Origin of the sequence: Bacillus massilinigeriensis (assembly GCF_900117315.1) — a bacterium.
Taxonomy (GTDB): domain Bacteria; phylum Bacillota; class Bacilli; order Bacillales; family Cytobacillaceae; genus Bacillus_BE; species Bacillus_BE massilionigeriensis.
In genome coordinates this window covers 1101261-1126747 of the sequence record NZ_LT630337.1, presented here as the reverse complement: position 1 = coordinate 1126747, position 25487 = coordinate 1101261, and the positions used below count along the sequence as shown (strand labels likewise).

At 38.1% G+C, this 25487-nt stretch carries 23 protein-coding genes; 17 read left to right on the top strand and 6 right to left on the bottom strand.

The window, feature by feature from the left end; genetic code table 11:
• Positions 1 to 48: 48 nt before the first annotated feature.
• The 6 genes from BQ6100_RS05720 to BQ6100_RS05695 all read left to right on the top strand — a co-directional run bounded on the left by BQ6100_RS05720 (position 49) and on the right by BQ6100_RS05695 (position 6069).
• A complete protein-coding gene (locus tag BQ6100_RS05720; protein WP_075980750.1) occupies positions 49 to 447 on the top strand; it encodes a VOC family protein in 399 nt (132 codons plus the stop codon).
• A gap of 572 nt (positions 448 to 1019) precedes the next feature.
• Positions 1020 to 1976, top strand: a complete 957-nt coding sequence (locus BQ6100_RS05715; RefSeq protein ID WP_075980749.1) for a DNA/RNA non-specific endonuclease — start codon at positions 1020 to 1022, stop codon at positions 1974 to 1976.
• A 239-nt stretch (positions 1977 to 2215) separates the two neighbouring features.
• Positions 2216 to 2506: a hypothetical protein gene (locus BQ6100_RS05710; RefSeq protein WP_075980748.1), complete on the top strand. Its 291-nt coding sequence runs from the start codon at positions 2216 to 2218 to the stop codon at positions 2504 to 2506.
• A 160-nt stretch (positions 2507 to 2666) separates the two neighbouring features.
• Positions 2667 to 3146 carry a VanZ family protein gene (locus BQ6100_RS05705; protein ID WP_075980747.1) on the top strand — a complete coding sequence of 160 codons (480 nt, stop codon included), beginning with the start codon at positions 2667 to 2669 and terminating at the stop codon, positions 3144 to 3146.
• A 219-nt stretch (positions 3147 to 3365) separates the two neighbouring features.
• Entirely contained in the window at positions 3366 to 3848 is a 483-nt protein-coding gene (locus BQ6100_RS05700) for a hypothetical protein (protein ID WP_084780251.1), read from the top strand.
• 277 nt (positions 3849 to 4125) lie between these two features.
• Positions 4126 to 6069, top strand: coding sequence for a GTP-binding protein (locus BQ6100_RS05695; RefSeq protein WP_075980746.1), 1944 nt, complete (start codon positions 4126 to 4128; stop codon positions 6067 to 6069).
• Between the two features lie 266 nt (positions 6070 to 6335).
• On the opposite strand, the gene gshAB is transcribed toward BQ6100_RS05695, so the two are convergent.
• From gshAB to dapB, 4 genes are all read right to left on the bottom strand, one after another.
• Entirely contained in the window at positions 6336 to 8669 is a 2334-nt protein-coding gene (gene gshAB, locus BQ6100_RS05690) for a bifunctional glutamate--cysteine ligase GshA/glutathione synthetase GshB (RefSeq protein WP_075980745.1), read from the bottom strand.
• Positions 8669 to 10045, bottom strand: coding sequence for an MATE family efflux transporter (locus BQ6100_RS05685; protein ID WP_075980744.1), 1377 nt, complete (start codon positions 10043 to 10045; stop codon positions 8669 to 8671). Before BQ6100_RS05685 ends, gshAB begins: the two co-directional genes overlap by 1 nt.
• 53 nt (positions 10046 to 10098) lie before the next feature.
• Positions 10099 to 10392 (bottom strand): ArsR/SmtB family transcription factor, encoded by a 294-nt coding sequence (locus tag BQ6100_RS05680; RefSeq protein ID WP_075983455.1) that lies wholly within the window; start codon positions 10390 to 10392, stop codon positions 10099 to 10101.
• Between the two features lie 341 nt (positions 10393 to 10733).
• A complete protein-coding gene (gene dapB, locus BQ6100_RS05675) occupies positions 10734 to 11498 on the bottom strand; it encodes a 4-hydroxy-tetrahydrodipicolinate reductase (protein WP_235816492.1) in 765 nt (254 codons plus the stop codon).
• A 178-nt stretch (positions 11499 to 11676) separates the two neighbouring features.
• On the opposite strand from dapB, the gene BQ6100_RS05670 reads away from it, so the two are divergent.
• From BQ6100_RS05670 to BQ6100_RS05660, 3 genes are all read left to right on the top strand, one after another.
• The gene (locus BQ6100_RS05670; protein ID WP_075980743.1) at positions 11677 to 13269 is read left to right on the top strand and encodes an acyl-CoA dehydrogenase family protein; all 1593 of its coding nucleotides are present in this window, start codon (positions 11677 to 11679) and stop codon (positions 13267 to 13269) included.
• A 16-nt stretch (positions 13270 to 13285) separates the two neighbouring features.
• Positions 13286 to 14788, top strand: a complete 1503-nt coding sequence (locus BQ6100_RS05665) for a class I adenylate-forming enzyme family protein (protein WP_075980742.1) — start codon at positions 13286 to 13288, stop codon at positions 14786 to 14788.
• 613 nt (positions 14789 to 15401) lie between these two features.
• A complete protein-coding gene (locus tag BQ6100_RS05660) occupies positions 15402 to 16307 on the top strand; it encodes an RpnC/YadD family protein (RefSeq protein WP_075980741.1) in 906 nt (301 codons plus the stop codon).
• A gap of 369 nt (positions 16308 to 16676) precedes the next feature.
• Here the strand turns inward: BQ6100_RS05660 and BQ6100_RS05655 are convergent, their stop codons facing one another.
• A complete protein-coding gene (locus BQ6100_RS05655) occupies positions 16677 to 17003 on the bottom strand; it encodes a TetR-like C-terminal domain-containing protein (RefSeq protein WP_075980740.1) in 327 nt (108 codons plus the stop codon).
• Positions 17004 to 17316: 313 nt separating this feature from the next.
• Between BQ6100_RS05655 and BQ6100_RS05650 the strand changes: the two genes are divergently transcribed.
• From BQ6100_RS05650 to BQ6100_RS05615, 8 genes are all read left to right on the top strand, one after another.
• The gene (locus BQ6100_RS05650; RefSeq protein ID WP_075980739.1) at positions 17317 to 18081 is read left to right on the top strand and encodes a DUF169 domain-containing protein; all 765 of its coding nucleotides are present in this window, start codon (positions 17317 to 17319) and stop codon (positions 18079 to 18081) included.
• A 46-nt stretch (positions 18082 to 18127) separates the two neighbouring features.
• Positions 18128 to 19684: a class I adenylate-forming enzyme family protein gene (locus BQ6100_RS05645; RefSeq protein ID WP_075980738.1), complete on the top strand. Its 1557-nt coding sequence runs from the start codon at positions 18128 to 18130 to the stop codon at positions 19682 to 19684.
• Positions 19685 to 19788: 104 nt separating this feature from the next.
• Positions 19789 to 20577, top strand: a complete 789-nt coding sequence (locus tag BQ6100_RS05640; RefSeq protein ID WP_075980737.1) for an enoyl-CoA hydratase/isomerase family protein — start codon at positions 19789 to 19791, stop codon at positions 20575 to 20577.
• Positions 20578 to 21261: 684 nt separating this feature from the next.
• The gene (locus BQ6100_RS05635) at positions 21262 to 22056 is read left to right on the top strand and encodes an enoyl-CoA hydratase/isomerase family protein (protein WP_084780249.1); all 795 of its coding nucleotides are present in this window, start codon (positions 21262 to 21264) and stop codon (positions 22054 to 22056) included.
• A 45-nt stretch (positions 22057 to 22101) separates the two neighbouring features.
• A complete protein-coding gene (locus BQ6100_RS05630) occupies positions 22102 to 22320 on the top strand; it encodes a biotin/lipoyl-binding carrier protein (protein WP_075980736.1) in 219 nt (72 codons plus the stop codon).
• 20 nt (positions 22321 to 22340) lie between these two features.
• Positions 22341 to 23705 carry an acyclic terpene utilization AtuA family protein gene (locus BQ6100_RS05625; RefSeq protein ID WP_075980735.1) on the top strand — a complete coding sequence of 455 codons (1365 nt, stop codon included), beginning with the start codon at positions 22341 to 22343 and terminating at the stop codon, positions 23703 to 23705.
• 3 nt (positions 23706 to 23708) lie between these two features.
• Positions 23709 to 24062 carry an AtuA-related protein gene (locus BQ6100_RS05620; protein WP_075980734.1) on the top strand — a complete coding sequence of 118 codons (354 nt, stop codon included), beginning with the start codon at positions 23709 to 23711 and terminating at the stop codon, positions 24060 to 24062.
• On the top strand, positions 24052 to 24513 hold the full coding sequence (locus tag BQ6100_RS05615; RefSeq protein ID WP_084780247.1) for an acyl-CoA dehydrogenase family protein: 462 nt from the start codon (positions 24052 to 24054) through the stop codon (positions 24511 to 24513). The genes BQ6100_RS05620 and BQ6100_RS05615 overlap by 11 nt, the downstream gene beginning before the upstream one ends.
• On the opposite strand, the gene BQ6100_RS05610 is transcribed toward BQ6100_RS05615, so the two are convergent.
• Positions 24454 to 25407: a sigma-54 interaction domain-containing protein gene (locus BQ6100_RS05610; RefSeq protein ID WP_075980733.1), complete on the bottom strand. Its 954-nt coding sequence runs from the start codon at positions 25405 to 25407 to the stop codon at positions 24454 to 24456. The genes BQ6100_RS05615 and BQ6100_RS05610 overlap by 60 nt on opposite strands.
• Between the last annotated feature and the right edge of the window lie 80 nt (positions 25408 to 25487).

Below are 25487 nucleotides of genomic sequence, written 5' to 3'. Positions count from 1 at the left end.
GTTGAGTGCCATTTTTAGAAAATGAATTCTAAAAGGAGTTGTTAGCTGATGGAAAAGGTTACACCGTTTTTAATGTTTCAAGATGGCAAAGCAGAAGAAGCAATGAATTTTTATACGTCTTTGATTGAGGATTCATCCATTACTAGTATTGTTCGATATGGTGTGAATGAAAGTGGGGATGAAGGGACTGTCATGCAAGCAACTTTCACCTTAAAGGGTCAGGAATTTATGTGCATTGATAGTAATGTCAAACATCAGTTTACATTCACACCTTCTTTTTCAATATTTGTAACATGTGAGACAGAGGAAGAACTTGACCTTCTATATCAGGTCTTGAACGAGGGTGGACAAGCGCTAATGCCACTGGGGGATTATGGTTTTAGCAAGAAGTTCGGTTGGGTAAATGATCGTTTTGGCGTTTCGTGGCAGCTTAATCTTCCTAAATAACATGGAGCTATTACAAGAGTACTTTAGAGTAAATGAAATTGTATTAATTGGATGGGATACAAAAAAAGGTAGTAGATATGCAATGAAACCAATCGGAGTTTGTTTTGCAATATATAAATAACTTAAATAAACGTAATATTGTTACACCTGGGAGGAGGGAGGATAATTTGTGGAAAATATATCAGGAAGCACAAGAACCGTCCCTATGCTTCACTTAAATAATTGCACCCTTTAGTGAAACTAAAATAAATATTAAGGCGATTCTGAGAAAAGGGGAATCGTCTTTTTTTATCTTCTAAACTTCCTAATCGTTGTAAATACGCACTTTCCTGATGGTTCCACTTATTCAAGATAGGGGAGCAATTTTAGAAATTGGAATTGTGTTTTTTTTCATTTCAATGGACTCTATTAATTTTTATTGGAATATAATACTACATATTTAGTACTAAATATCTACTCTAATAAAATTAATATTGTAATATACTATTATTAATAGGTTAACAATGTTAATTTTTGTTTTATTCAAAGATCTCTAGAATAATCAGCAAAAAAATACTTTTAGGAGTCATAAAATGAAAAAGAAAATAAACTATTTAATCTTACTTCTAACCTTCATCTTTATGGTTGGTTGCACCAACGTAGAAGATGCATCCAATACAGATGTTGAAACAGTTAAACAAGAAGTAGCCACAGTTGAAACAAATAAAGATAATGAAAAAGAAGAAACTGCCACTACAGCTGATGAACCAGTAGGAGAGGAAACACCATCCCAATCTAAAAATGAACAGTTTTCAGGATACAAACTTATTGAAGTTGATGGTGGTGATTTGTCTGGATATCGTGAATCTAACGTCGTCGTTGACATTGGTTATGGGGATCGTGAATATTGGGCATTTACGAATGAATACGGGCAACTAGTACGTGTCATTGCTGACGAACTCATTCTCCAAGATGACAGGAACGAACCGGTATTATCGTCTGGCAGATACTACTCTGATGAGGCAAAGGTTCCTGGTGTCGAAAGTGTTTCTTTAGATGAAGGACATATCATTGCTGATTCACTCGGAGGGGTCTCGAATGCTTATAATATTACCCCTCAAGATAGCACGCTCAACCGACATGGTGATCAAGCTTATATGGAGGACGCGATTCGTAGGGCAGGTGGAGCCACTAATTTTGAAGCCATTATCACATATCCGAATACGAAAACGCAGATTCCTTCAAGCTATCAGTACACCTATACTTTAATGGGAAACGTGATTGTTGATAAGTTTGATAATGTGAACCCTGATGAAGTGAACGCATCACTCGGTTTAACAGGCAGTAAGCATTCCAATTCAACTAGTTCAAACACAAAACCAACTAAACCAAATACAACCGGTGATATTTCTAGTGTTGATACAAACGGCAATGGACAGGTGACAATTCAAGAAGCAAAAGATGCAGGTTTTAGTATGCCAATAACGAGTGATCATTGGTTATATCCCTATATGCGCGATAATGATCATGACGGTATGGTGGGGGAGTAAGGCCGTATACCTTTGATAGTCTTTATAGGAACAACTAAAGTTAATGGTCATATGATCAAAATTTGTATGGTGAAAATGTAATTTTTTTTAACGGGTGCGTTGGTCCAAGAGGATTAACCACCTTTTTTTGTTGAAGTTATTAAGCTAACGGAGCAGGTATATTGAAGAAGGTTATGTAATTTATTCATAGTAACATAGAATATAAATATGATAATAAAACAATGGAGGTTTTTATTTTTATGAAACGAAAATCAATCGTTATTACTTTTAGTGTTGCAGGAATTCTTTCACTTTCAATGGGATTTACAAACGTATTAGCAAAAGGACAAACGGACGTTAGTGATGGGGATAAATATAAAGTTGTTACAGTAGAGGAACAAAATATGCGTGAAAAAAAGACTATTGAAGGTAAAAATGTTAAAACCGTTATAACAGTAGAAGAACAAAATATGGTGGAAAATTCATCGGCTTTATCAGGAATTGTTCCACAAGAAAATGGGACAGGTTTTTATTTTGTAAAAATAAAGTAACGAGGGCGACAATGCAAAAAGACGGTCTGAAAATGATCGTCTTTTTCTTTTCAAAAATACAATAATAATATGTTAGGATAGAAACGAGAGATCAAGGTAACTTACAGGATTGTTTAAGATCTAACATTAGAAATACGGAGAAAGACAGGTTTAGTTGTAAATGAAAAAAATAATAAAGATGATTTTTGGTATTAGTTTCATATTTTATTTATTAGCACTGGTAATGCTATTGTTTGTAGGTGTTATGTTTGTGGGAGTTAGAGGTCATATATGGACAGACTTATCATTAATAGAATATATAAGTAGTTCTTCAAATTTCGTTCCATTTAAAACTATTAGTACATACATAACGGCAATGTTTGACGGAAGTTTAAATATAGCTATACCTATAAAAAACCTCCTTGGTAACTTAATTCTGTTTTCACCAATGGGAATTTATCTACCTTATTATATAAAAAAGATAAACAAGGTTGGTGGATTTACTTTCTCGATGATTATATTGTTATTAGTTATTGAAGTAACACAATTAGGTACAAGAAGAGGAAGTTTTGATATAGATGATTTTATACTTAATCTGTTAGGTGCGTTGATTGGTTTTGGTATTTGGAAAACAATAATAGTTCAAAGATTACTTAAATAGTTGTTTCTAATTCTTCAACGATCGGGTGCGCTAGTGGAACGAGGGGACGTTTCTTCTGTTTCACTCGTTTTCACTATTTTATGAGAATATTAAAATACTTATAGAAACTTAATCAATGTCCCTACGTTTCTTTAAAGTAAATTTCCCCCCTTGAAGATTATTATTCCTCCCTTAAAAGGGAATACTGCCAAAGCATAGGATGAACTGAGGTGTATCATCATGATTGCTAGATGGCTTACGATAAATGTTACTGTTGTATTCCTTATCGTGCTTTGGAGTATGCTCCAGAAAAATGAATCAAGTACGATTTTGGTTGCGAAAATCGCTGCTCAGGGTGCTTTTATTTTATTTCTAACCAACTTGAATATGTATTTCGTTTTCACGTTCATTAGAAAAAGCAAACAGCGAGAGGTGAAGATCAAGCTTGCAAAAATAGCAAAGAGATTGATGAAATTCCATATTCCAATTGCGTTCACTGCCACTTTGTTCAGCATTTTTCATGGGGTCATCATGGTTGATGTAAATTGGTTTCATCTCAAGCAGGCAAAACCTATTAGTGGGATATTCACAATTTTCCTTCTTTCAATTGTTTTATTCAGCGGATTTCTCCGAAGAAGGAAGGCAACAGGAAGAAGAAGAAAATTTCATTACCTGACAGCATTCACCTTTTTTGGATTGTTACTGTTACACATTTTCCTTTGAGGTAGCGGATTGCCCCAGTTGATACATACTGTTTTTCCAATCATATAAAAAAATAGTTGATTGAACTTGTGGTTAGCTAATAACTTGGATTGAAGGTGTTGGTTGATTTAAAATAGCCTTCCCATGCTTTTTTCAAGGAAGCAGAAGAACCGTCCCCACGCTTCCCCACGCTTCCACTCCCAAGGAAGCAGAAGAACCGTCCCCATGCTTCGGCGCTCCTGGTTTGTTATAATGAATTTGTTAAAACAGTTATATGGATAGGAGTACCACTAAAAGTATGAATAAGACAATTGGAATATTAGCTCATGTTGATGCGGGGAAGACGACTTTATCGGAACAGCTGCTTTATCATACAAAAAGTATTCGGAAACGTGGGAGAGTGGATCATCAAAATGCCTTTTTGGATAGTCATGAGATTGAAAAACAGCGGGGGATTACTGTTTTTGCTGATCAAGGTATTTTTGAATATGGAAACTCCACTTATTATATGATTGATACACCTGGACATGTTGATTTTTCTCCTGAAATGGAGAGAGCTATCCAAGTGATGGATTTTGCAATAATTATTGTAAGTGCAGTGGAAGGGATAGAGGGGCATACGGAAACGGTATGGAATCTATTGAAAAAACATCAAGTTCCTACTTTTTTCTTCATTAATAAAATCGATCGGACAGGAGCCGATGTCAATCAAGTATTAAATGAACTTCGAAATGAATTAACGGAGAATATTTGTGATATTTCTGCTTCATTTCATGATGGAATCATGGAAAATGAGCTAATTGAGTTTGTCGCTGAACGGGATGAGGAATTACTAGATCACTATATGGAAAAGGGGTATGAACCCAATCTATGGCTTGAAAAAATGCAGAACATGTTTTTGTCGAATCAAATTTATCCATGCTGCAGTGGATCGGCCATCCAAGATGTTGGAGTTCAGAACTTTTTAGAAAAGCTCGATCAATTAACGGTAACGCAATTTGATAGTCATGAGCCCTTTTCAGGCCGGATTTATAAAATTCGGCACGATGAAACGGGTACGAGAGTAACTTTTATCAAAGCATTGAGCGGATCGATCCGTACTCGTGATGAAATCTCTTTTGGGGTGGGAGAAACGGAGAAGGTCACACAAATTCGAAAGTATAATGGAAATCAATTTCAACAGGTGAACGAGGCTTATGCAGGGGAATTAATTGCTGTCACAGGTCTTACGAATGCATCTGTTGGTGATGGGGTTGGTACTTTAAGGGATAATGCAGTGTATGAAATGATTCCAACTCTAAAATCCAAGGTTGTTTTTGAATCAGAGGTAAATGCAAAGGAGGTCTTAAAATATTTTCGCATGCTTGAAGCAGAGGATCCTTCATTAAATGTAACCTGGGAGGAACGTTTGCAGAAAATTTATCTTCATGTTATGGGGAAAATTCAATTAGAGGTTCTTGAACAAATTTTATTGGATCGATTTCAGTTAAAAGTGACCTTTGGACAGCCAGAAATTCTATATAAAGAAACGATAGAATCAGAGGTTACTGGATATGGACATTTTGAACCTCTTCGTCATTATGCGGAGGCCCATCTTAAAATCGAACCGGGAATTAGAGATGGTGGAATTGTTTTCGAGAATCAATGCCACACGGATCATTTACCGGTTGGGATTCAAAATTTAATTAAACAACATATTTTTGAGAGGGAACATCATGGCATTCTAACAGGTTCACCTTTAACCGATGTAAAGATTACTTTATTGACTGGAAACGCCCATGATAAGCATACCTCTGGTGGGGATTTTCGGGAGGCAACCTATCGCGCTTTGAGACAAGGATTAGAAAAAGCCCAGAATATTCTCCTTGAACCTTTTTACCATTTCAAGATTCGGGTGGATATGGACGATATGGGAAGGGTTTTATCCGATGTTCAAGCATTATATGGCCGATTCGATTCGCCTGAGATAGAAGGAGAAAGAGCAATGATTTCTGGAATCGCACCGGTTGCTACCTTTATGGATTATCCTTCGACACTCGCTTCTTTTACTCACGGGAGGGGCCGTATTCATTTAAGCTATGCAGGATTTGATCGCTGTCATAATGAACAAGAGGTGATTGAACGAGTAGGGTATGATAAGAATGCTGATCCAGACTATACCTCATCCTCCATCTTTTGTGCAAAAGGACAAGGATATGCGGTTAAATGGGATGAGGCTGAAGGGATGATGCATTGTATATAAACAGGAATGTGAAATAGGGGACGTTTGTTTCTATTTGTAATTGATTCAGACATTGAATCTTTTTCTGCTAAACTCACTCTTAAATTCTATCAAGAGGCGAATGGGTCGGTTCTTTTAGAAATGAGAGCAGCTGTTGCTAAAATAAAAACATAAATAAGGTAGTTAGTGAAGGACTAACTACCTTATTTTTATAAGGAAAAATCAAATCTACAACAAAGGCTTCATTTTTAGTTAGATAAACTTTTGGTGATTTACCCGTATCCTTCTCATTGTATTTTTTCAAATAATAAATCGAGAATTTTTTCATCAGCTTTTCGGTTTTTTCCTTTGTAGGGATAACAATGAATATGGATCGCGGGATTAAAATTGATTTCAATTATACTATAATTAGAGTCAGTTGCTTGTTCTTCAATGTTATCAATCATCATATCCACCCCACAGAAAGTAGCGCCTGCAGCTTTAGCTGCTTGAATAGCAATCTTTTTATAACATTCCAGAACTTCATCTGTATAATCGATGCTGTCTCCGCCAGTACTGATATTTGAGTTTTCCCGTAAATACACGACTTCGCCTGTACTTGGAATATCGGTGATATGCTTCGATTGATTTTTCAAAAACATCTTTTCCACTTCCCCCAATTGAATTCGTTCAAGAGGGGTTTTATAACCTTTTCCTCGTAATGGGTCCTTATTTTTTTCTTGGACGAGTTGTTCAATCGTGTGAATGCCATCCCCTACAACATTTGCGGGTACCCGATGTAAAATCCCGACAACCTCATCGCCCATAACTAAAAAACGATATTCCTTTCCTGTCATAAATTCCTCAAGTAGAACAGTCTGGTCATATTCAAATGCCATCTCAAAAGCCTTTTGGTAATCCTCAAGGGAGAAGTCCCCGGAGAAAATGGAAATGCCAAGTCCAAAATTTGTCGACTTCGGCTTAATGACGATGGGAACATTCTGATAAGTCCCATAATCGGCCAATGCAGAATCCATATCACGATAAACCCTTCCATCAGGCACGCGAATACCGTGTTGCTTAAGAATTTTCTTCGTGACAACCTTATTTTCCATAATTAATACTGTACTGTATGAATCAAGGGACGTTCTCGTTGCTTGTTTGACGTACTCCCTATGGTTGCCTTTTTGTAGCAGAATAAAATTCTCTTCACGGTCTAAAAATTCAAACGAAATACCTCGTTTAACCGCAGCCTTCAGCAATAGTTGTGTGGATAGCTCCAAGTCTTCGTAGCCAATAAATTGGTAACCACTTGTCATACTTTCCTTGTTATACTGCTTTGCTTTGTCCATATGGTAAGAAAGATAAGAGGACTTTTGAATCTCAGACTTAACCAAAGCAGCAAAACTAAGCTTTGGATTTACTAATTTTTGTTTTTCCTGATGTAATATGCGTATGAATGTCTCGTCGCTCGGCTTTAACACCTGTAACATTTTCTCCATTTCTTTAAAAAAATCTAAGGCTTTTTCCTCTAAAGTTTCATAACTGTCTTCACCAAATAACCTGCCTTGTAAACCATTCATGATTAGACTATCATGATTAAGGGCAGCTACTTTTTGTTCTTCTTCTTCGAAAGGTCCATCTTCGATAAGTAACATAAATAAGAGAAACAAATGAACAAATTTCAACGTTTCTTTGCTAACTCCAATTTTATAAAGGGGGTTTAAATCGATCATACGCAATTCTAAATAGGCGATTCCATCCTTCATCAAAGCTTGAACCAGGTCTTTCCCATTTTCAGGTTTTATTCGTACGGAACAATAATACTCCCTCATACTCAATAATTCCTTTGAATTAACCAACGCTTGCAAGTCTCGAATATAGTCTTCAACCGAATGATAAGAAATATAGTATATTTTTTCATTACGGTAGCCACATACACTATTACGCAAAGAATTCATGTTCGGAAAAAAGTAGCTTTCTTCATCCAAGTGTTCGCTCAATTTAACACATTTTTTGATGTAGGTTTTATCAAAGACAGGACTAGCCCCGGTCAAATATATAAGCAACCAACGATATTTCAATACGTTACGAGCTACTTTCAAATAGATACTGTCTTTAAAATTTTTAAAGCTATTATTGACATGCAAAGCATAGTATAACCTTTTTAAGAACTCCTCATGAAAAGAAAAATTATAATGGATTCCGCTTATTAATTGTCTTTTCCGACCGTATTTTTCAGCCAATTGATGCCGATAATGATCTTCTTCTGGATCATTCATCAAAGCAATTGGAATTTCTTCATCATTAGGCAAGGCTGGTGGATTGCTGCTTGGCCATAAATACTCATCATTTAACTCAAGTGAAACAATATCATGGAGCGTTTCTAAAAAATGATACGTCTCATCAATCGTTTCAAATGGAGGCGTAACCATTTCGATTTGGCTTTCCGAAAAATCAGTCTTAATATATGGATTTTCTAGTTTACTTCCAAAAGCCTTTGGGTGAGGGGTCAATGCTAGATTTCCATTCTCATCGACTCGGTTATTTTCTTTTTCCAAACCAAAATTGCCCAGCCAAATATCTTTATATAAATGATTATCCATCACGAGTTGTAATAATTCACGATTCAACATACCCATTACAATGTACCTTCTTTCATTTCATCCTGTAGCCTTAATTCCGTTATCGTTTGATTCATTTTTCCAAGTGTCCGCATAAACCAAAAAACAAGTATGATTCCTTTTAAGACACTGCTTAATGCAATGGACATCCAAACACCATTCAGTCCAAAAGGACCCGACAGCATAATTGCCATTGGAATTCTTAATGCTGTAAAAATAATACTGAAAATAGGGGGGATATAGGTTTTACCAATTCCGTTGAAAGCACCGACCGTCATAAGCTCCAAGCACATAAACAATTGGGAATACCCAATAATTCTCATATAGTCACTGCCTAGAACAATGCTAGATTCATCCGACAAGAATAAAGAAAATATGGACCGCGAAAATATAATGAATAAAAACGAAATGAAAACACCAAAGATCGATGTGATCAATATGGCACTGTTATAGCCCTTTTTAATTCGGTCCAGTTTGTTTGCTCCAAAATTTTGACCAATGAATGCTGCAATGGCCCCTTGAAGACCACCAATTGTCATATAAGAAATCGACTCAATCTGAATCCCAATCCTTTGGACAGCAATAGCATTGGATCCCCACTGGACAATAATTTTTGCGATAATGATGGAAATTACGGTAAAGGTAACTCGTTGCACCGTAATCGGTATCCCCATCCGAAGAACTTCTTTCATTTGTGCTAGATTGAACATAAACGGTTTGGAGAACAAACTAAGGCTTTTCATGTGCCCAAAAAACATACTTGTTACAACTGCATTTGCCAATAAAGTGGCTAATGCTGCGCCTGAAAGGCCAAATCCATTAAAATTTCCTAATCCAAAAATGAAAAAAGGGTCAAGTATCAGGTTTATAAGGAACCCAATCGTTTGTACGACAAAAGGTTTTCCGCTGTTCCCCATTGAAGTGAGAACGGTACTGAGTAAGGTATTAAAAAAAGAAAAAATCGTTCCATAAGTCGATAAGGTAAGAAACTGGGAAGCCATTTTTTCTATTTCGACACTGTTTAAATCAAAAAAACCTATTAATTGATTTCTTGTCAGAAGAATAAACAACATATAAATGAAACCTAATAACAAGGACATTAATAATCCATTATGGATATAAACCTTGGCTTGATCTTCCCTTCTAGCACCTATTGATTGTGCAACTTTGACACCTGTACCAACGGAAACCATCGTAAACAACGCAATTGCTAAGTTCACAAAAAAGATGGCAGTCCCAATAGCCGCGACTGAACTGCTTCCCAATTTCCCAACCCAGATCATATCGACAAGCCCGTAGGTTGTTGATATGAAATTTGTTGCAATAATTGGCAAAGCTAATTTTATCAAAGTAGAGAAAAAGGGTCCTTCTCTCAAATCATACGTTCCCTTCACTTTCATGTACCTCCTGATTAATCAAAAAAAATTGATTAAATAACAAAAAAAAATTAACAACCAGTCGACTTGAAAACGCAGCAAAGCTCATGTGAGAGTATATGATTTAACTCATCCTGATTCAACTCGTAGTAACTCCAAGTTCCCTTTGTTTCCTTTTTTATAAGGTTTGCGTCTAATAAAATCTTCAGGTGATAAGATAATTTAGATTGCGCCATATCGACTAAGGGAGCTAAGTCACAAACACACATAGTCCCATTTTTCGTAAGAAGATTCATAATTTGTAGTCTTTTTTTGTCTGCGAGGGCTTTAAACTTTTGTTCATATTGTTCAAACAATCGATTCATTGAAACATCTTGAAAATCTATGTTTAAGTCCATTTCCTTTTTCATATTATTTCCCCTTCTTTTCCTTCATCAAATATTCTTGATATATATAATATATACATTTGTTTATTATGTCAATAAATCTCTAAAAGATTTGATTTATTTTACTAATAAAATCTTGGATAGAGTTGCAAACAGGAAGATTAAGAATCTTTTGAAGAAACGTTGGGGGGAGGGGCGGACCTCACGTTTTTTTAGAATTATCGATTCATTAAACAAATTCCACTAGAAATTGCCATCAAGAAGACATCCTGATATCTGGAAACAGGGGCATTAACCCCATGTCTCCATAGGTTTTAAGATTAAATTAAATTTTTCATATTATATAATCCTGGTTCTTTTCCTTTTAAGAAAATGGCCGCGTTGACTGCTCCAACAGCAAAAACTTCTTTAGAAGCAGCGTGATGGGAAAGGGTGATGACTTCATCCCTACCAGCAAAAATGATGTCATGATCTCCTACGATTGTGCCCCCGCGAATGGCATGAAGACCAATTTCTTTCTTTGTTCTCTTTTCTCGGACACTATGTCTGTCGTATGTATACGAATATTGATGATCTAGTTCTTCGTTTATCGCATCAGCAAGCATAAGTGCGGTGCCTGAAGGAGCATCGATTTTTTGGTTATGGTGTTTTTCTACGATTTCAATATCAAACTGATCACCTAAAACATTAACCGCTTTTTTGGCAAGCTCCGCGATCAAATTTACACCAAGGGACATATTGGCAGTGAAGAAAAGAGGGATTTCTTTTGCAGCTCTATGGATTTTATCCACCTCTTCCTGGCTATATCCAGTTGTCGCAATGACAAGTCCCACTCTGTGGGTAAGACAATAATCAAGTAATTCATCAAGAACCGATGGGTGAGAAAAGTCAATAATCACATCCGGTTCAATAGAAAGAGAAGAGAGCTGTTTAGGAGTCGAAAGCACTGGAAAATCCTCAGTACCATCTGTATTCTTGTCAATGCCCGCCACAACCTTACAATCCTCTCTACCTGATATGATACTATTAATCACCTTTCCCATTTTACCTGAGCTTCCACAAATGACAATATTAGTCAAAATCATTCATTCCCTTCATTAGTAGATTAGTTGTTTATATTTTACCAGTAATCTTCTTTTGCCGACATCTATTTATTCGATCATTTAAAACAAAATAGTTTTGTTACAGCTATTCAAAATGGTAAACAGTGTTTACTTTTTTCGCGGATGATGTTAGAATTTTCTGCAAAAGGGTGGTGGTTTGGTGGAAAAAGTTCAAGATTCTGTAAGTTATACTTTTCAACCATTTTTAGAAGTGAGAGATAAGCTGAGTGATTTTGACAATCCATTTTTATTAAAAGTTTTAGAAAAAACTGTCGGAGCGGATTGGCAAGAGGTGGAGGAGAGGCTTCGACCATATGTTGAAAAACTGTCGACCAAATGGCGAATGGCAACTAATGAGATTGCTAGACCAGAAAATCATCCGAAGCTCCGTCATTACGATGCCTACAATAATCGAATCGATCGTGTCGTGCGTCCCCAAGAGGCTATCAAACTCACAGAAGAGGTATTTGGTGAGGGTTTGTTTTCTTCGAAGCAGCTTCCTTATGAAGGAATAATCAAGCGTTATTTTTTACATGGGAATGGGGAGGCAGGGATTACCTGTCCACTGGCTTGTACAGATGGCCTCATTGCTTTGATTGAAGAGTTTTATGATGAACTACCTGAGGAAGTTAGGAAAATTCATACCCATACAAAGGAAGGAATCAACGGAGATTTCGCCCTTGGCGCACAATTTATGTCGGAAATACAAGGGGGATCCAATATTCCCGCGAATATCCTTCGGGCAGTACCTGATGGCGCTTATTATAGATTATATGGAAATAAATTTTTCTGTTCCGCTGTACATGCTGATTATTCCGTTGTGACAGCACGTGTTGATGGAACCAAGGATGTGGCCGTATTTATTGTCCCTTCCTGGCTTCCTGGAAATAAAGAAAAAGAGATTCGCAATCATTTCCGTATTAATCGTTTGAAGTGGAAGCTCGGTACGACTGAACTTCCTTCAGGAGAGATTGATTATGACGGTGCAATTGCTTATCGAGTCGGTCCGCAAAATCGTGGGGTAGCATTAGCAGTGAGTATTGTCCTTACACGTTCCCGTTTAGACATCGGCTTTTCAAGTGCGGCATTTGTGATGCGCGCAGCACGGGAGGCGAAGCTATATGCCCAATTTCGTCATGTGTTTGATCGAAAAATTGATGAATTTCCAATGGCTGCAGCACAGATAGATGATTTAGAGGATGCGGCTAAACGGATGGCCGCTACAGCTTTTGCTATTTATAAAATGTTCCATGAGCAGGATACACTTAATGAGCTAGAAGGTTTTGCTTTACGTGAATTAGTTTTACTTCAGAAAATTTATGCCTCTAAAGAAGCGGTGGAAAAATTGCGCCTAGCTATTTCCATATTTGGAGGGCATGGGGCAATTGAGGAGTTTTCTTCGATTCCAAGACTTTACCGCGATAGTATGGTTAACGAACTTTGGGAAGGACCGAAAAATGTACTACTAGCCCAAATCTATCGTGATCTCTTTAAAATGCAAAAGCAATTTTCCTTAAATGAAATTTTAAAAACGATGTTTCCACATTTAGCAGAGTCTGAAATCCTTGGATACAGTGAGCGTATTCGCAAAATTATGACTCAAAACCTAGTGGCAGTGCCAACAAAGGAAAATAAACAGGCCGCGAGAAACTGGGAGCTTCTTTGGGAGGAGTTATTTTTATCCTATCAATATGCAGTGATTAAGCCATATGAAGAATTACCGATTTTGCAAAAAGAAACTTTTAGCAACTAATAAGGGGGAACGGGCGATGGGAAGTAATGTAGGAGGTTTGTTACGTAGTCGAGCAGTGATGATGGGGGAGAAGATTGGATTTATTCATGGTGGTTTGAGAATTTCATTTAAAGAAATGAATGAAAGGGCAAATTCCTTTGCTGCCTATCTGCAACTGCAAGGTTTTACCAAGGGAGACAAGATTGCTATTCTTTGCAAAAACAATGAAAACGTCGTAGCGGCCTTTTTCGGAGCTGCCAAAATAGGTGTTATTGTCGTTTTGGCCAACTGGCGCTTACAGCCGGCTGAACTGCAATATATTTTTACCCATAGTGATGCAAAGCTTGTCGTATATGATGAGGTTTTTCAGTCAGTTATTGATGAATTAGAGGGTCAAATTCCTGCAACATTGTTTATTTCAAAGAACACATCTCCTTCATTTAATGAAATTTGGAATGGTAGGGCAGAAGAGCCGTTATATGCTTCAGGGGGAGATGATTCGATTTTAATCATGTATACATCTGGTACGACGGGTAAGCCGAAAGGTGCATTACTTTCGCACAACAATTTGCTAGCAGCTTCGGGAGGTTTATCCCATACTATCGATTGGTGGGAGCAGGATCGATTCTTAATGGTGGCTCCGTTCTTCCATATTGGCGGTTTTGCTCCGCTGATTACAAATGTACATACAGGTGCGACGATGATTTTAATGGAGGATTTTGAACCAGGAGCAGCGTGGAGAATAATAGAAAAAGAGCGCATCACAACGATGATGACCGTTCCAGCTATGCTAGCATTCTTGTTGAAAACGTATCCAATGTTAAAACCTGATATATCATCTATTCGCAATATTACATGTGGTGCATCTGCCGTTCCAGCACCACTCATTCTAGGATTTAGAAAGCTGGGTATTCCGATTCAGCAAGTGTATGGAATTACGGAATATACAGGTGCGGTAACATTTTGGAAAGAGTCTCAAAATGCTGATAAGTATGATTCAATGGGCAAGTCAGTCATTCAGGGGACATTGCGGATTGCTCATATAGATTCGAAGGAAACGTTACCACCGGGTGAGGTCGGGGAAATTGTCATTGGTGGCCCGCAGGTCTTCTCCGGATATTATAAAAATGAAGAAGCTTACCATGCAGCCGTTCAAAATGGAGAATTTCACACTGGAGATTTAGGCTATTTGGATGAAGATGGATTTTTGTATGTGGTAGATCGTCTAAAAGATATGATTATTAGTGGTGGAGAGAATATCTATTCTGCTGAATTAGAGTTAGCGCTAAGCTTACATCCTGCAATTGCCGACGTTGCGGTTGTTGGGATACCAGATGAGCAATGGGGTGAGATTCCACACGCGTATATTGTCAAAGCCGCAGATGCTAGCTTATCTGAAGAGGATGTCATTGCTTTTTGTAAGGAAAAGCTTGCCTCCTATAAGACGGTAAAAAAGGTCAGCTTCGTGGACCAATTGCCGCGTAATGCTGTGGGGAAAATATTGAAGAATAGGTTGAAGGAAGCTACGACTGTGCAGTAGACCCTTGGATGATAAGTCGAACTTTAACTTTGGGCAAATATAGAAAAAACAAGTATCTTTCAGGTTGGGGAAGATGCTTGTTTTTTTGGGTTGATAGGGTTAGTGATTGTAATATTTGTTGTAGTTATATTGGAATTTTCACTTGGATTTTGATCATCGCGGATATATCGAATTTATCGCGGAAATATGGTAAAAATCGCGGATATAATGAAATTATCGCGGATATATCAAAATAATCGCGTAAAAATTAAATTTATCGCGGATATGTTAAAAAATCTCCAAATATTATTAACTGGTACTAGTTATTTTCAACCTAAACAAGGGATATCTAGGAAGATATTTGTCCAATGGATCCATTCACAAGCATCATAATGTGGTCAAGTGATTGCTCCGGTGTAAAACCTGGATAGTTTTTTTATATAATTAGCAAACCATTTAAAGAAGTAAAAAGTAATTGTGCTTCACTTCTTGTTCCTTTATTACGATTTTTGACCGGTACGAACCTAACGTGGACAAATCTATTTGCGGATTCAATTGGTATTTGTTAGAATATTCCTGAGTTGTAATCCCCTAATATTTTCCTCTTCAATTTTTCCTCAAAGGATGTGTTAATATGGCAATGCTACTCCACGAAAACCCCAATCCGTACATTCACCATGATCAATTATTCAAACAACTAATCCATACTTTCTTTGCTGAGTTTCTAGAAGCCTTTTTCCCAGCTGTTTATGAGCACATTGATTTTTCTTCCATTAGAGCGCTACCTGAAGAAATGTTTACAGATTTGCTTGAGGGGGAGAGCCGTAGGGCTGATATAATTATTGAAACAAAATTAAAAAATGAAGACACACTTATCATTATTCATGTCGAACCACAAAGCTATGCACAGCCAAACTTCCATGAAAGAATGTTTCAGTATTTTTGTTTACTTTACAGCAGAGAGAGAAAGCCCATATTACCGATTGCAATATTTTCTTATGATCAGATTCGAGATGAAAAGAATAGTTTCAGGATGTCTTTCCCATTTTTTCATGTTTTAATTTTTGTTTTTCTTATATTAGAATTAAGGAAAATGAATTGGCGCTTTTTTTTAAATACCAATAATCCAGTGGCTGCTGCTCTACTGAGTAAAATGGGTTATACGGAAAAAGAACGAGTCCAAGTAAAAAAGGAATTTTTACGAATGTTGGTCAAAATGAAATTAGACCCTGCAAGAGCAGAATTAATAAACGGTTTTTTTGAAACGTATTTATCCTTAACTGAAAGTGAGGAGGAAGAATTAATGGAAGAAATTAAGCAGTTGAATCCAAATGAAGCAGAACAGATTATTGAATTGCCGAATTCCTGGCGAGAGAAGGGAAGAGAAGAAGGAAGAATAGAGGGTAGAAAAGAAGGGAAATTCGAGGCAAAAATAGAAGATGCCCGTGAAATGTTAAAAGAAGGTCTCGCGGTAGATCTAATTGCAAAGATAACTAAACTCAACTTAAAAGAAATTGAGGAACTTAAGAAAACTATATAAGAAAAGAAATGCTGTGAGATATTGAATTTGCTATCTACGATTTGTTTTCAAAGAAAAGATATGTAAGAAGAAAAAATTACTTCTTCATTAAAATCACCTCAATTGTGAAATATATATGCAATTATTAATAAATATTGAGAATGGATATCCTCTTCATTTATTTTACTATAATATAGTTATGTTAACTAAACTAAAAGAAATCAATCAGAATATTATTTTGGAATAACAAGAAGTCAAAAGGTAAACTTCTAATGATTTGAGGATCCACACTTTGCAATGACAAGCATTTCTAAATTAATACCCTATGGGCTGGGGAAGACAAATCATTCTAATGACATTCACATTTCTAAAAAACTGTGATAATAAGGATTACGAATGAATATTAGCCTTCGAATTATCAATAGCTAAAATCGTAATTAAATCCTTAGAAATTTGGGTTGGAGAAATTTGATAATTACTTTTAATCCATTCATGAATCATCCCGTAAAAGCCGTATGCTTTATAATAGGTGTTTGACTGAAAGGCTGGTGAGCAGCCTTCGAAGTTAGTAAAAATCAACTTATGGTTTAAGATTGAAATAATGGTTTCAATAATGGATCTTTTCAATTTTGGAATTGAGTTTTCTACTACTAGTAATTGATAGAAATGGGCATTTTTCAGGATATGAGGAAAAATAATTAGTTCCTGTGGTTTCATGCGTTTAAAGTTTAGTTGTTTATAAAGAACTATGAGTATAACTCAAACTCCATCCGATTTGAAAGATGGGGTTTTATTTTATTAATAGATACTTCTTATAGAAGTTCACCACTATATAAAAAACTGTACACATGTACCATTTTTAGAACAATTGACAAGAAAAAAAAGATGTAAAGTTTTTTTTCATTTCTTTGAATATCAGATGATAGGGAAAGTCATATTGGCACAATTCTTGCATATTATGAGGTTAGTGACTTGTATACTATAGCATTTTACAAGACAAGGGTCTTTTTTATAGGGGGGAACGAATAGAGTGTATGATTGGAAGGCAATTGTTTCGGAGTTGCATGAGCTTTTAAAAATTAAGACGGTCCCAATTGGAATGAAATTGTTCTGTACATGCGAGGAAATGGAAGCGGTTCCAAAAATAAGACGACCGAAACAAGTACATACAACCGATCAAATCGTTGCACAGGCTGCCAGACTTGGGTGGACGGTTGGAGTTACCAATGAAGATTTAGCAGGGGCCCAGTGTGGGGCTGTCATTGGTCTTCATCCTCAAAATGAAAAATGGCTAGAAGGCAAAGAGTATGCCGGGGTTTGGTACGAGACAACAGAGGATGCCCATGAGCATCAAAAAGCAATGGAGGTAGTACCAGATGGTATGTATGAGGCAATGGCTGTTTCACCGCTTGTTTCAGGAAGGCTTGACCCTCCGGATATTTGTCTAATCTATGCGACTCCGGGACAAATGATTTTATTGATTAATGGTCTACAATGGAGAAACTATCAAAAATTTGATTGGAGTATTGTCGGGGAGTCGTCCTGTGCCGATTCCTGGGGCAGAGCCTTAAAAACAAGAAAACCAAGTTTGTCTATTCCTTGTTACGCGGAAAGAAGATATGGGGGAGTTCTCGATGACGAACTGTTAATGGCCCTTTCTCCTGATGATCTAATAAAGGCAATAGATGGAATGAAACACTTGAGTCGTAATGGCTTGAGGTATCCAATACCACAATATGGGATTCAACAGGATGTCAGAAGCGGCTTGGAGGTGAGCTATGGGAAAAGGAATTAATTTTATAAAGCAATTTAGATATTATAAAAATTGGGGGAGAGTTTAAGTGGAAGAAATTACAATCTTAAATCGCGTAGCTATAGGGGACATAATTCGCCGGACTGCTGCTAAAGTTCCGAACAAAACAGCAGTAATCTCAGGCGACAAACGATTGAACTATAGAGAATTTAATGAGGATTGCAACCGCTTTGCCCATTACCTGCTAGATCTTGGTTTACAAAAAGGGGACACCGTAGCAACGATCTGTGGTAATTCGTGGCAGTTTCTTGTAGCCATTTTTGGAATTGCCAAAGCGGGATTAGTGTGGGTTCCGCTTAATCCAGGTATTTCCTTTAATGAAAAGGCCTATATTCTTTCGGAAGTGAAGGCGAAGGTGCTCATAAGTGATGAGGTATTTATACAAGGAAAAAAAGAGGAACTGTCAAGCATGGTTCCAGAAATCCTCATCATTGGCGAGGGTGCTCTTGAGAATGAAAAATTTGAAAATGCCCTCCAAAGCGATAAAACAGATGAGCCCGTAATTGATGTTGTTGACCGAGATATTGCTCAAATTATGTTTACGAGCGGAACAACCGGCACTCCAAAGGGAGTTCTAATCAGTCACCAGGCAGTCTTTATCACAAGCCTTGCCAATATTATTGAAGCCGGTATGAATAGGGACGATATTGCCACATTGATGATGCCTGTGTTCCATTGCGCTCAGCATACCTTGGTAACTTCCTTTTTCCATTTAGGTGCGACGTTGGTCATTATTCCGGGATTTGAACCGGTATCGTTTATGAAAACCGTCGAAAGGGAAAAAATTACATGGATGTTCGGCCTTCCGATGATGTATCGGGCTTTCCTCTATCATCCTGCCTTTAAAGACTTTGATTTAACTAGTTTGCGATACTGTTTATACGCAATGGCTCCGATGGATAAGAATACCCTTGAAAAAGGAATAAAAGAACTGAGCTGTGAATTTGCTCTTGGTTCAGGACAAACCGAAATGTACCCGGCGACATGTGTCTTTAAACCGGAAGATCAACTGAGGAAATCCGGGCCTTATTGGGGGAATGCCTCATTAATTACTGATATCGCGATTATGGATGATAATGGAAATATCCTTGATAAAAAAGAAATTGGTGAAATCGTCCATCGCGGCCCGAATGTCATGGTAGGTTATCTAAATAATCCGGAAGAAACCAAACGGGCTCAACAATTTGGCTGGCATCATACAGGAGATTTGGGATATTTAGATGAGGAAGGCCTTCTTGTGTTTGTAGACCGTAAAAAGGACATGATCAAGACCGGCGGGGAAAATGTTGCTTCCATCCAGGTGGAACAGGTTTTGCTTTCCTACCCGAAAGTCCTTAATGCAGTAGCTGTAGGAATTCCACATGAGCGATGGATTGAAGCGGTAACGGCGTTTGTCGTATTGAAGCCTGGGGAGGAAGCGTCGAAGGAGGAGATTATCTCGTTCTGTAAACAAAACCTTGGTTCATTCCAGGTGCCTAAAGAAGTGGTTATTGTTTCTGAACTTCCACAGACCACAACCGGGAAAATCCAAAAGCATGTTTTACGAGAAAAATACCAAAATCTTTACTCGAATAATCCGGTATAAAGAACGGGATAAATGGTTCAAATCTTAATGGTTTGAACCATTATCAATTTTTTTACTAACAGTATAGGTTATGAATTTGGAAATATCTGAAGGGTGTGTTGTTGATGTCTGTAGATTCTGTTCTTTTTAATGTTGAAAAGGGAGTTGCTAAGATCACCTTAAATGAGCCGACTCAATTAAATCCGCTTTCATCCTCAATAATCGATGGGTTAGAGAAAGCTTTGAAGCAGGTCGAAGAAGATCCATTAATCCGAAGTGTAATGATTACCGGAAACGGGAAAGGGTTTTGTGTAGGAGGAAATATTAAGGAATTTCCAATGAACAAGAATGCTTCAGAAGTTAAAGACTGGATGAAAACAGCAACAAATCTTGCAGTAAGACTTAACCAATTGGAAAAGCCAGTAATTGCAGCTGTAAATGGGTTTGCCATGGGGGCAGGATTCAGTTTGGCTTTAGCTGCCGATTTCATCCTTGCCTCGGAAAATGCCAGGTTTGGAATGGTATTCAATAAAATAGGTGCGGTACCTGATATGGGGGCACACTACTATCTTCCGAGAATCATCGGTTTGCAACGGGCAAAATATTTAATGTTCTCAGCAAAGACAATCAACGCTCAAGAGGCCAAGGATTATGGAATTGTGTTAGAGGTGATTTCCGAAAATGATTTAGCCAACAAGGCTACCGACTTGGCCAATGAAATGGCAGACTGTGCCCTTCCAGCATTGCGGCTAAGCAAGTCGATTTTGAATAGAAGCTTAGATATGACGATTGAACAGGTTTTATACCAGGAAGGAATGGCGCAGGGGATTGCCTTTTCTACAGAGGAAAATCGCGAGGGAGTGGCTGCCTTTATAGAAAAGCGACAGCCACAGTTCCGACCTATCCATATGTAGTAGAATGGCAGTTAAGGACACTGGTTCTGTTAAATCAATAAAAACAACCTCAAAAGAACACTAACGGACACACGTTCCGCTATCAGAAGAAATAGACAGGAAAAACATATCAAATGGATTAAATAACAGAACCAGAGTCCGTAAAGTTTAAAAATAAAAGGGTAAAAACTAAAATAACGGAACAAATGTCCGTCAAGGAATTACCTGAAGGATCAAGCAGACCATTTTACAAGTTTAGAGAATTTGGAGGATTGGCTGACAGTATATATTGCAACACTATCTACGTTTCATGGGTGAACAGATTGGTTTCTTTACAATGATATTGGAGCCCACGAATCATGTACAGCCTTTTGGCTGTTAATAATAAATAGAGAAAATGACCGGGCCGAGCAGTCTTCGCCCGGTTTTTCATATTTCAAAAGACAAATCCACCTAAGAGAAATCCCATTATTTAATTTCTGATTCGGTATTTTTGAATAATGATGTAAAACACAACTAGCGTCTCTTCAAGTTTGTTAACTTTTTTGAACAACTGTTCACCTCCGAATGTAAAAGTGTACAGCCTTTTTCCAAATAGAAAAAAACTGTTCAAGTTTTTTGCTATTAGTAAACAAAGTTCCTTCTTGGCACGATTATTGCAAGATAAAAAGATAATCAAAGAAAGGCCATAAGGGAAGGGAAGAGGTGAGTAGGATTAGGCACGAAACCATCCTATATAAAGAGTTTGATCACGTTGCAAAGGTAACATTGAATTTGCCTGAAATGAGAAATCCGTTAACAGAAAAATCTACTCAGGAATTAGTTCAAGCAATCAGGTATGCAGATGAGAATCCCGATATAAGGGCCATTATTCTCACAGGGTCAGGAAAAGCCTTCTCAGCCGGTGGGAATTTAAATGAATTTAAGAAAAATCTTGAGAAAACAGCTCCTGAACTTTATGTAGAGGGACTGGAGAGTACTGAATTATTTAGGCTCGGTGCTGAAGTAAAAACCCCACTGATTGCCAGTGTAAATGGGCCAGCATTGGGAGGAGGTACGGGCCTGGTCGCAATGTGTCACTTGGCGATTGCTTCCACAGAAGCCAAGCTCGGGTTAACGGAACTAAGACTTGGGCTTGTCCCATTTGTCATCATGCCATGGGTCCGTCAGGCAGTAGGTGAGCGGAAAATGCTGGAGCTGATGCTTACAGCGGATATCCTTTCTGCAGAACAGGCAAAAGAAATTAACCTTGTTCATCGAGTTGTCAGTCCAGCTGAGCTTGAGGATGAAACAATGAAATTGGCCAAACAAGTGGCTAGCTTTAGTCCGCTTGCTGTCAGGTTAAGTCTAGAGGCCTTTTTCAATACAGAACAGACGGATAAACAGAAAGCATTTGATTATTTAACAACCTTAAGGCTGGTATCCTTTATGAGCGAAGACTTAAGGGAAGGAGCTACCGCATTTTTGGAAAAACGTCCGCCGTCTTGGAAGGGAAAGTAAAACATATTTTGGAAAACTCTTTTTATTAAAAGGAAGTGATTAATAATGGTTGACATTTTATCAAACATGGCAGGAAGTGTTTGGAAAATTGAGGTAAAGGAAAATGACGTGGTGAACGAAGGGGATGTATTAATTATTTTGGAATCGATGAAAATGGAGATTCCGGTTGAAGCAACTCATAGCGGGGTTGTGGCAGCCATAAACACTGCTGAGGGAGAGTTTGTACAAGAAGGGGATTGTCTAGTGAAAATAAAGCTTGACTAAATTTGGGAGGGCAATATTTTATGAAAAAAGTCAGAGTAGGAGCTGCCCAGGGATTTTATGGGGACACCATTGACGCAGCCATTGCAACTGCTAAAAACGGCAACGTCCAATACCTTTGTTTCGATGCATTGGCAGAACTGACCATGGCGATCCTGGTCAAGGACAAGCGAAAAAACGAAAATGCCGGTTTTACAAGGGATATCCCCCAGCAAATGAAAGCCTTACTTCCTTTTGTAAAGGAAAAGGGGATAAAACTATTAACCAATGGTGGTGGAATCAATCCGATTGGAGCCCAGAAAGAGATCCTTCGGGTGGCAAAAGAGCTGGGAATCGAAGGGCTAAAGGTTGCTGTCGTAACAGGTGACAATATTTTGGATAGAATCCCTGAGTTTCTTGAAAAAGGATATTCGCTAAACCATTTAGAAACGGGTAAGCCGATTGATGATGTTAAAGATAAATTGGAATTTGCCAACGCGTATATCGGGGCCAAGCCCATTGTAAAAGCCTTGCAGGATGGTGCAGATATCGTGGTGACAGGAAGGACAACGGACACGGCCCAGTTCCTAGCACCGTTAATTTATGAATTTGGCTGGGGAGAGGAAGAATGGAATAAGCTTGCGAGCGGCGTTTTTATGGGGCATCTGCTTGAATGCTCGGCACAATCAACCGGTGGCAACTACAGCGGAAAATGGTGGGAAATTGAAGGATTTGACCGAATGGGATATCCGATTGCTGAGGTTTCTGAAAACGGGGATTTTATGATTACTAAGGTGGAGGATCGCGGTGGATTAGTGACAGTTGAAACAGTCAAGGAGCAAATGCTGTATGAGATACATGACCCATCAGCCTATATTACACCCGATGTGATTGTGGATCTTACCGAGGTTAGACTAGAAAATATCGGGGAGAACCAAGTACAGGTGACTGGAGTCAAAGGAAGCCCGAGGACAGATATGTTAAAAGCTGTGATGGGATATGAAAATGGATATGCAGCTCAGGTAGTTGTCGGTTTTTCATGGCCAGATTGCCTCTTAAAGGCGAAGAAAGTCGATGAAATTATCCGTAGCCAGGTGGAAAGATTCGGCCTTCGTTATCAAGAAATCAGAACGGATTATATGGGCTATAATTCCTTAAGCGGTCCACTGGCCCATGACAACAGTAGTGAATTAAATGAAGTATTCCTAAGGATGGTGGTCAGGGCAGAGACGAAGCACGAGGCTGCCAAATTTAGCCGTCTGTTCCCGCCAATAGCTTTAAATGGCCCACCTTCCATGAGTGGATTTACCGGAAATTCTGCTCCCAGAGCTTTGCTCGGAATGTGGTCTGCATTAATCCCGCGGGAAGAGGTTGAAAGTCATGTGAAAGTTGAAATCTTGGAGGTGTAAGACATGGCTCTTGTGAAATTGAAGGAAATTGCCCATACACGCTCCGGTGATAAAGGAAACTCAGTAAATGTTGGAGTGTTTGCTGTAAATCAAGAAATCTATCAAATCTTATTAAGTAAGTTAACAGCTGAACGAGTGAAAGAACATTTAACAGGACTGGTCCAGGGTGAAGTGATCCGCTATGAATTGCCTCATATCCAGGCATTGAATTTTGTTTGTCGGGATGCATTGGAAGGGGGCGGATCAGCTACTCTCCGTCTTGATAACCTAGGAAAATGTTTCGGCTCCCATTTTTTGAGGCTAGAAATTGAAATTGAAGAACAAATACTAAAAGAGGTGAGTTTGAATGCCCTATGAACCATATTTTACTGAAGAGCATGACCAACTGCGGAAGACAATCCGTAGATTCGTAGAAAAAGAGATAGCGCCGTTTGTAGATGAATGGGAAGAACAGGGAGAGTTCCCACGTTCTGTTTTTTCCAGGATGGGTGAACTTGGATTTCTAGGATTGCATTATCCTGAATCTGTCGGCGGGCAGGGCGGTGATTATTTTTCCGGACTAGTCTTTGCAGAAGAGCTGAATAAATGTGGCTGCGGAGGGCTACCCATGGCCATTGCCGTCCAAACTGATATGGCGACGCCGCCAATTTTTAAATTTGGTACAAAGGATCAGCATGAGCGTTTTTTAAAGCCGGCGATAAGAGGAGAAAAGATTGCAGCGATTGGAATCACCGAACCAAACAATGGTTCAGATGTAATGGGGATCTTTGTAACTGAAATGAAAGGATCTTTCCAAAACATTCTCTAATTGTCTGACGTTTCCGGGCCAATGGTATTTCTGAAAGAATTGGATTACTGCTGGGGATACACCCTGTACATGTTTTTTCGTTTTATTATTGAATTTCCTGACAAAGTAACTACAAAGGATTGGGATATCATCAAGGCGGTTTCGTAATGGTGGAATATTTAATTGAATGACATGGATTCTGTAATAGAGATCTTCTCGGAATTTCCCTTGGGCCATGAGCTTATTTAAATCCTTATTCGTGGCTGAAATAATTCGAACATTTACTTTTGTAGTTTTCGTGTCACCAATTTTTTCAAATTCCTGTTCTTGAAGAACTCTCAGGAGCTTAGCTTGCAAGGCGAGGGGCATATCACCGATTTCATCTAAAAAGAGGGTGCCGTTGTCAGCCAATTGAAACTTTCCTGGTTTTCCTCCCTTTTTGGCCCCAGTAAAGGCTCCATCGGCATAACCAAAAAATTCTGATTCCAACAGATCCGGTGGAATAGCTGCACAATTTACCTTAATAAAAGCACCTTTTCTTCCGGAGACATTGTGAATTCCTTGAGCTATTAATTCTTTGCCTGTTCCACTTTCCCCTGTGATTAAAATGTTTGAGAATGATTTGGCCGCAATAATGGCCTCCTGCTTTAAATTTTCCATACTTTTATTTGTAGTGACAATATGGCAAAATGGATCTGATTTTCCCGAAACCTTACTTAACTCTCCTTTAAAGAAGGAAATTTCATTCTCCAACTGCTCCATATGCACCAATAAATCTTTCCAGGTGTCTAGCTGTTTATAAATAATTTTATAGATAATAGCTACTTTTTTGTCATTTTGATAGATAGGAACTTGAGACACAATACACTTTTTGTTTTTTATACTTATGATTTCACTGGCGGTAGGTTGATTCAATTTTAGACTTTTCTCGTACACTAGCTCCGGTGCAATTTAGGAAAGAGGCCTATGAATTACTTCGCGTTGGGCTTGAATCC

Excerpts from the sequence above, each read along its gene's own strand:
- BQ6100_RS05655 (WP_075980740.1), bottom strand. The coding sequence starts at position 17,003 with ATGAAACCACAGGAACTAATTATTTTTCCTCATATCCTGAAAAATGCC.
- BQ6100_RS05620 (WP_075980734.1), top strand. The coding sequence starts at position 23,709 with ATGGCTCTTGTGAAATTGAAGGAAATTGCCCATACACGCTCCGGTGAT.
- BQ6100_RS05665 (WP_075980742.1), top strand. The coding sequence starts at position 13,286 with ATGGGAAGTAATGTAGGAGGTTTGTTACGTAGTCGAGCAGTGATGATG.
- BQ6100_RS05695 (WP_075980746.1), top strand. The coding sequence starts at position 4,126 with ATGAATAAGACAATTGGAATATTAGCTCATGTTGATGCGGGGAAGACG.
- BQ6100_RS05640 (WP_075980737.1), top strand. The coding sequence starts at position 19,789 with ATGTCTGTAGATTCTGTTCTTTTTAATGTTGAAAAGGGAGTTGCTAAG.
- gshAB (WP_075980745.1), bottom strand. The coding sequence starts at position 8,669 with ATGGGTATGTTGAATCGTGAATTATTACAACTCGTGATGGATAATCAT.
- BQ6100_RS05630 (WP_075980736.1), top strand. The coding sequence starts at position 22,102 with ATGGTTGACATTTTATCAAACATGGCAGGAAGTGTTTGGAAAATTGAG.
- BQ6100_RS05625 (WP_075980735.1), top strand. The coding sequence starts at position 22,341 with ATGAAAAAAGTCAGAGTAGGAGCTGCCCAGGGATTTTATGGGGACACC.
- BQ6100_RS05700 (WP_084780251.1), top strand. The coding sequence starts at position 3,366 with ATGATTGCTAGATGGCTTACGATAAATGTTACTGTTGTATTCCTTATC.
- dapB (WP_235816492.1), bottom strand. The coding sequence starts at position 11,498 with ATGATTTTGACTAATATTGTCATTTGTGGAAGCTCAGGTAAAATGGGA.
- BQ6100_RS05710 (WP_075980748.1), top strand. The coding sequence starts at position 2,216 with ATGAAACGAAAATCAATCGTTATTACTTTTAGTGTTGCAGGAATTCTT.
- BQ6100_RS05615 (WP_084780247.1), top strand. The coding sequence starts at position 24,052 with ATGCCCTATGAACCATATTTTACTGAAGAGCATGACCAACTGCGGAAG.
- BQ6100_RS05680 (WP_075983455.1), bottom strand. The coding sequence starts at position 10,392 with ATGAATCGATTGTTTGAACAATATGAACAAAAGTTTAAAGCCCTCGCA.
- BQ6100_RS05705 (WP_075980747.1), top strand. The coding sequence starts at position 2,667 with ATGAAAAAAATAATAAAGATGATTTTTGGTATTAGTTTCATATTTTAT.
- BQ6100_RS05715 (WP_075980749.1), top strand. The coding sequence starts at position 1,020 with ATGAAAAAGAAAATAAACTATTTAATCTTACTTCTAACCTTCATCTTT.
- BQ6100_RS05720 (WP_075980750.1), top strand. The coding sequence starts at position 49 with ATGGAAAAGGTTACACCGTTTTTAATGTTTCAAGATGGCAAAGCAGAA.
- BQ6100_RS05660 (WP_075980741.1), top strand. The coding sequence starts at position 15,402 with ATGGCAATGCTACTCCACGAAAACCCCAATCCGTACATTCACCATGAT.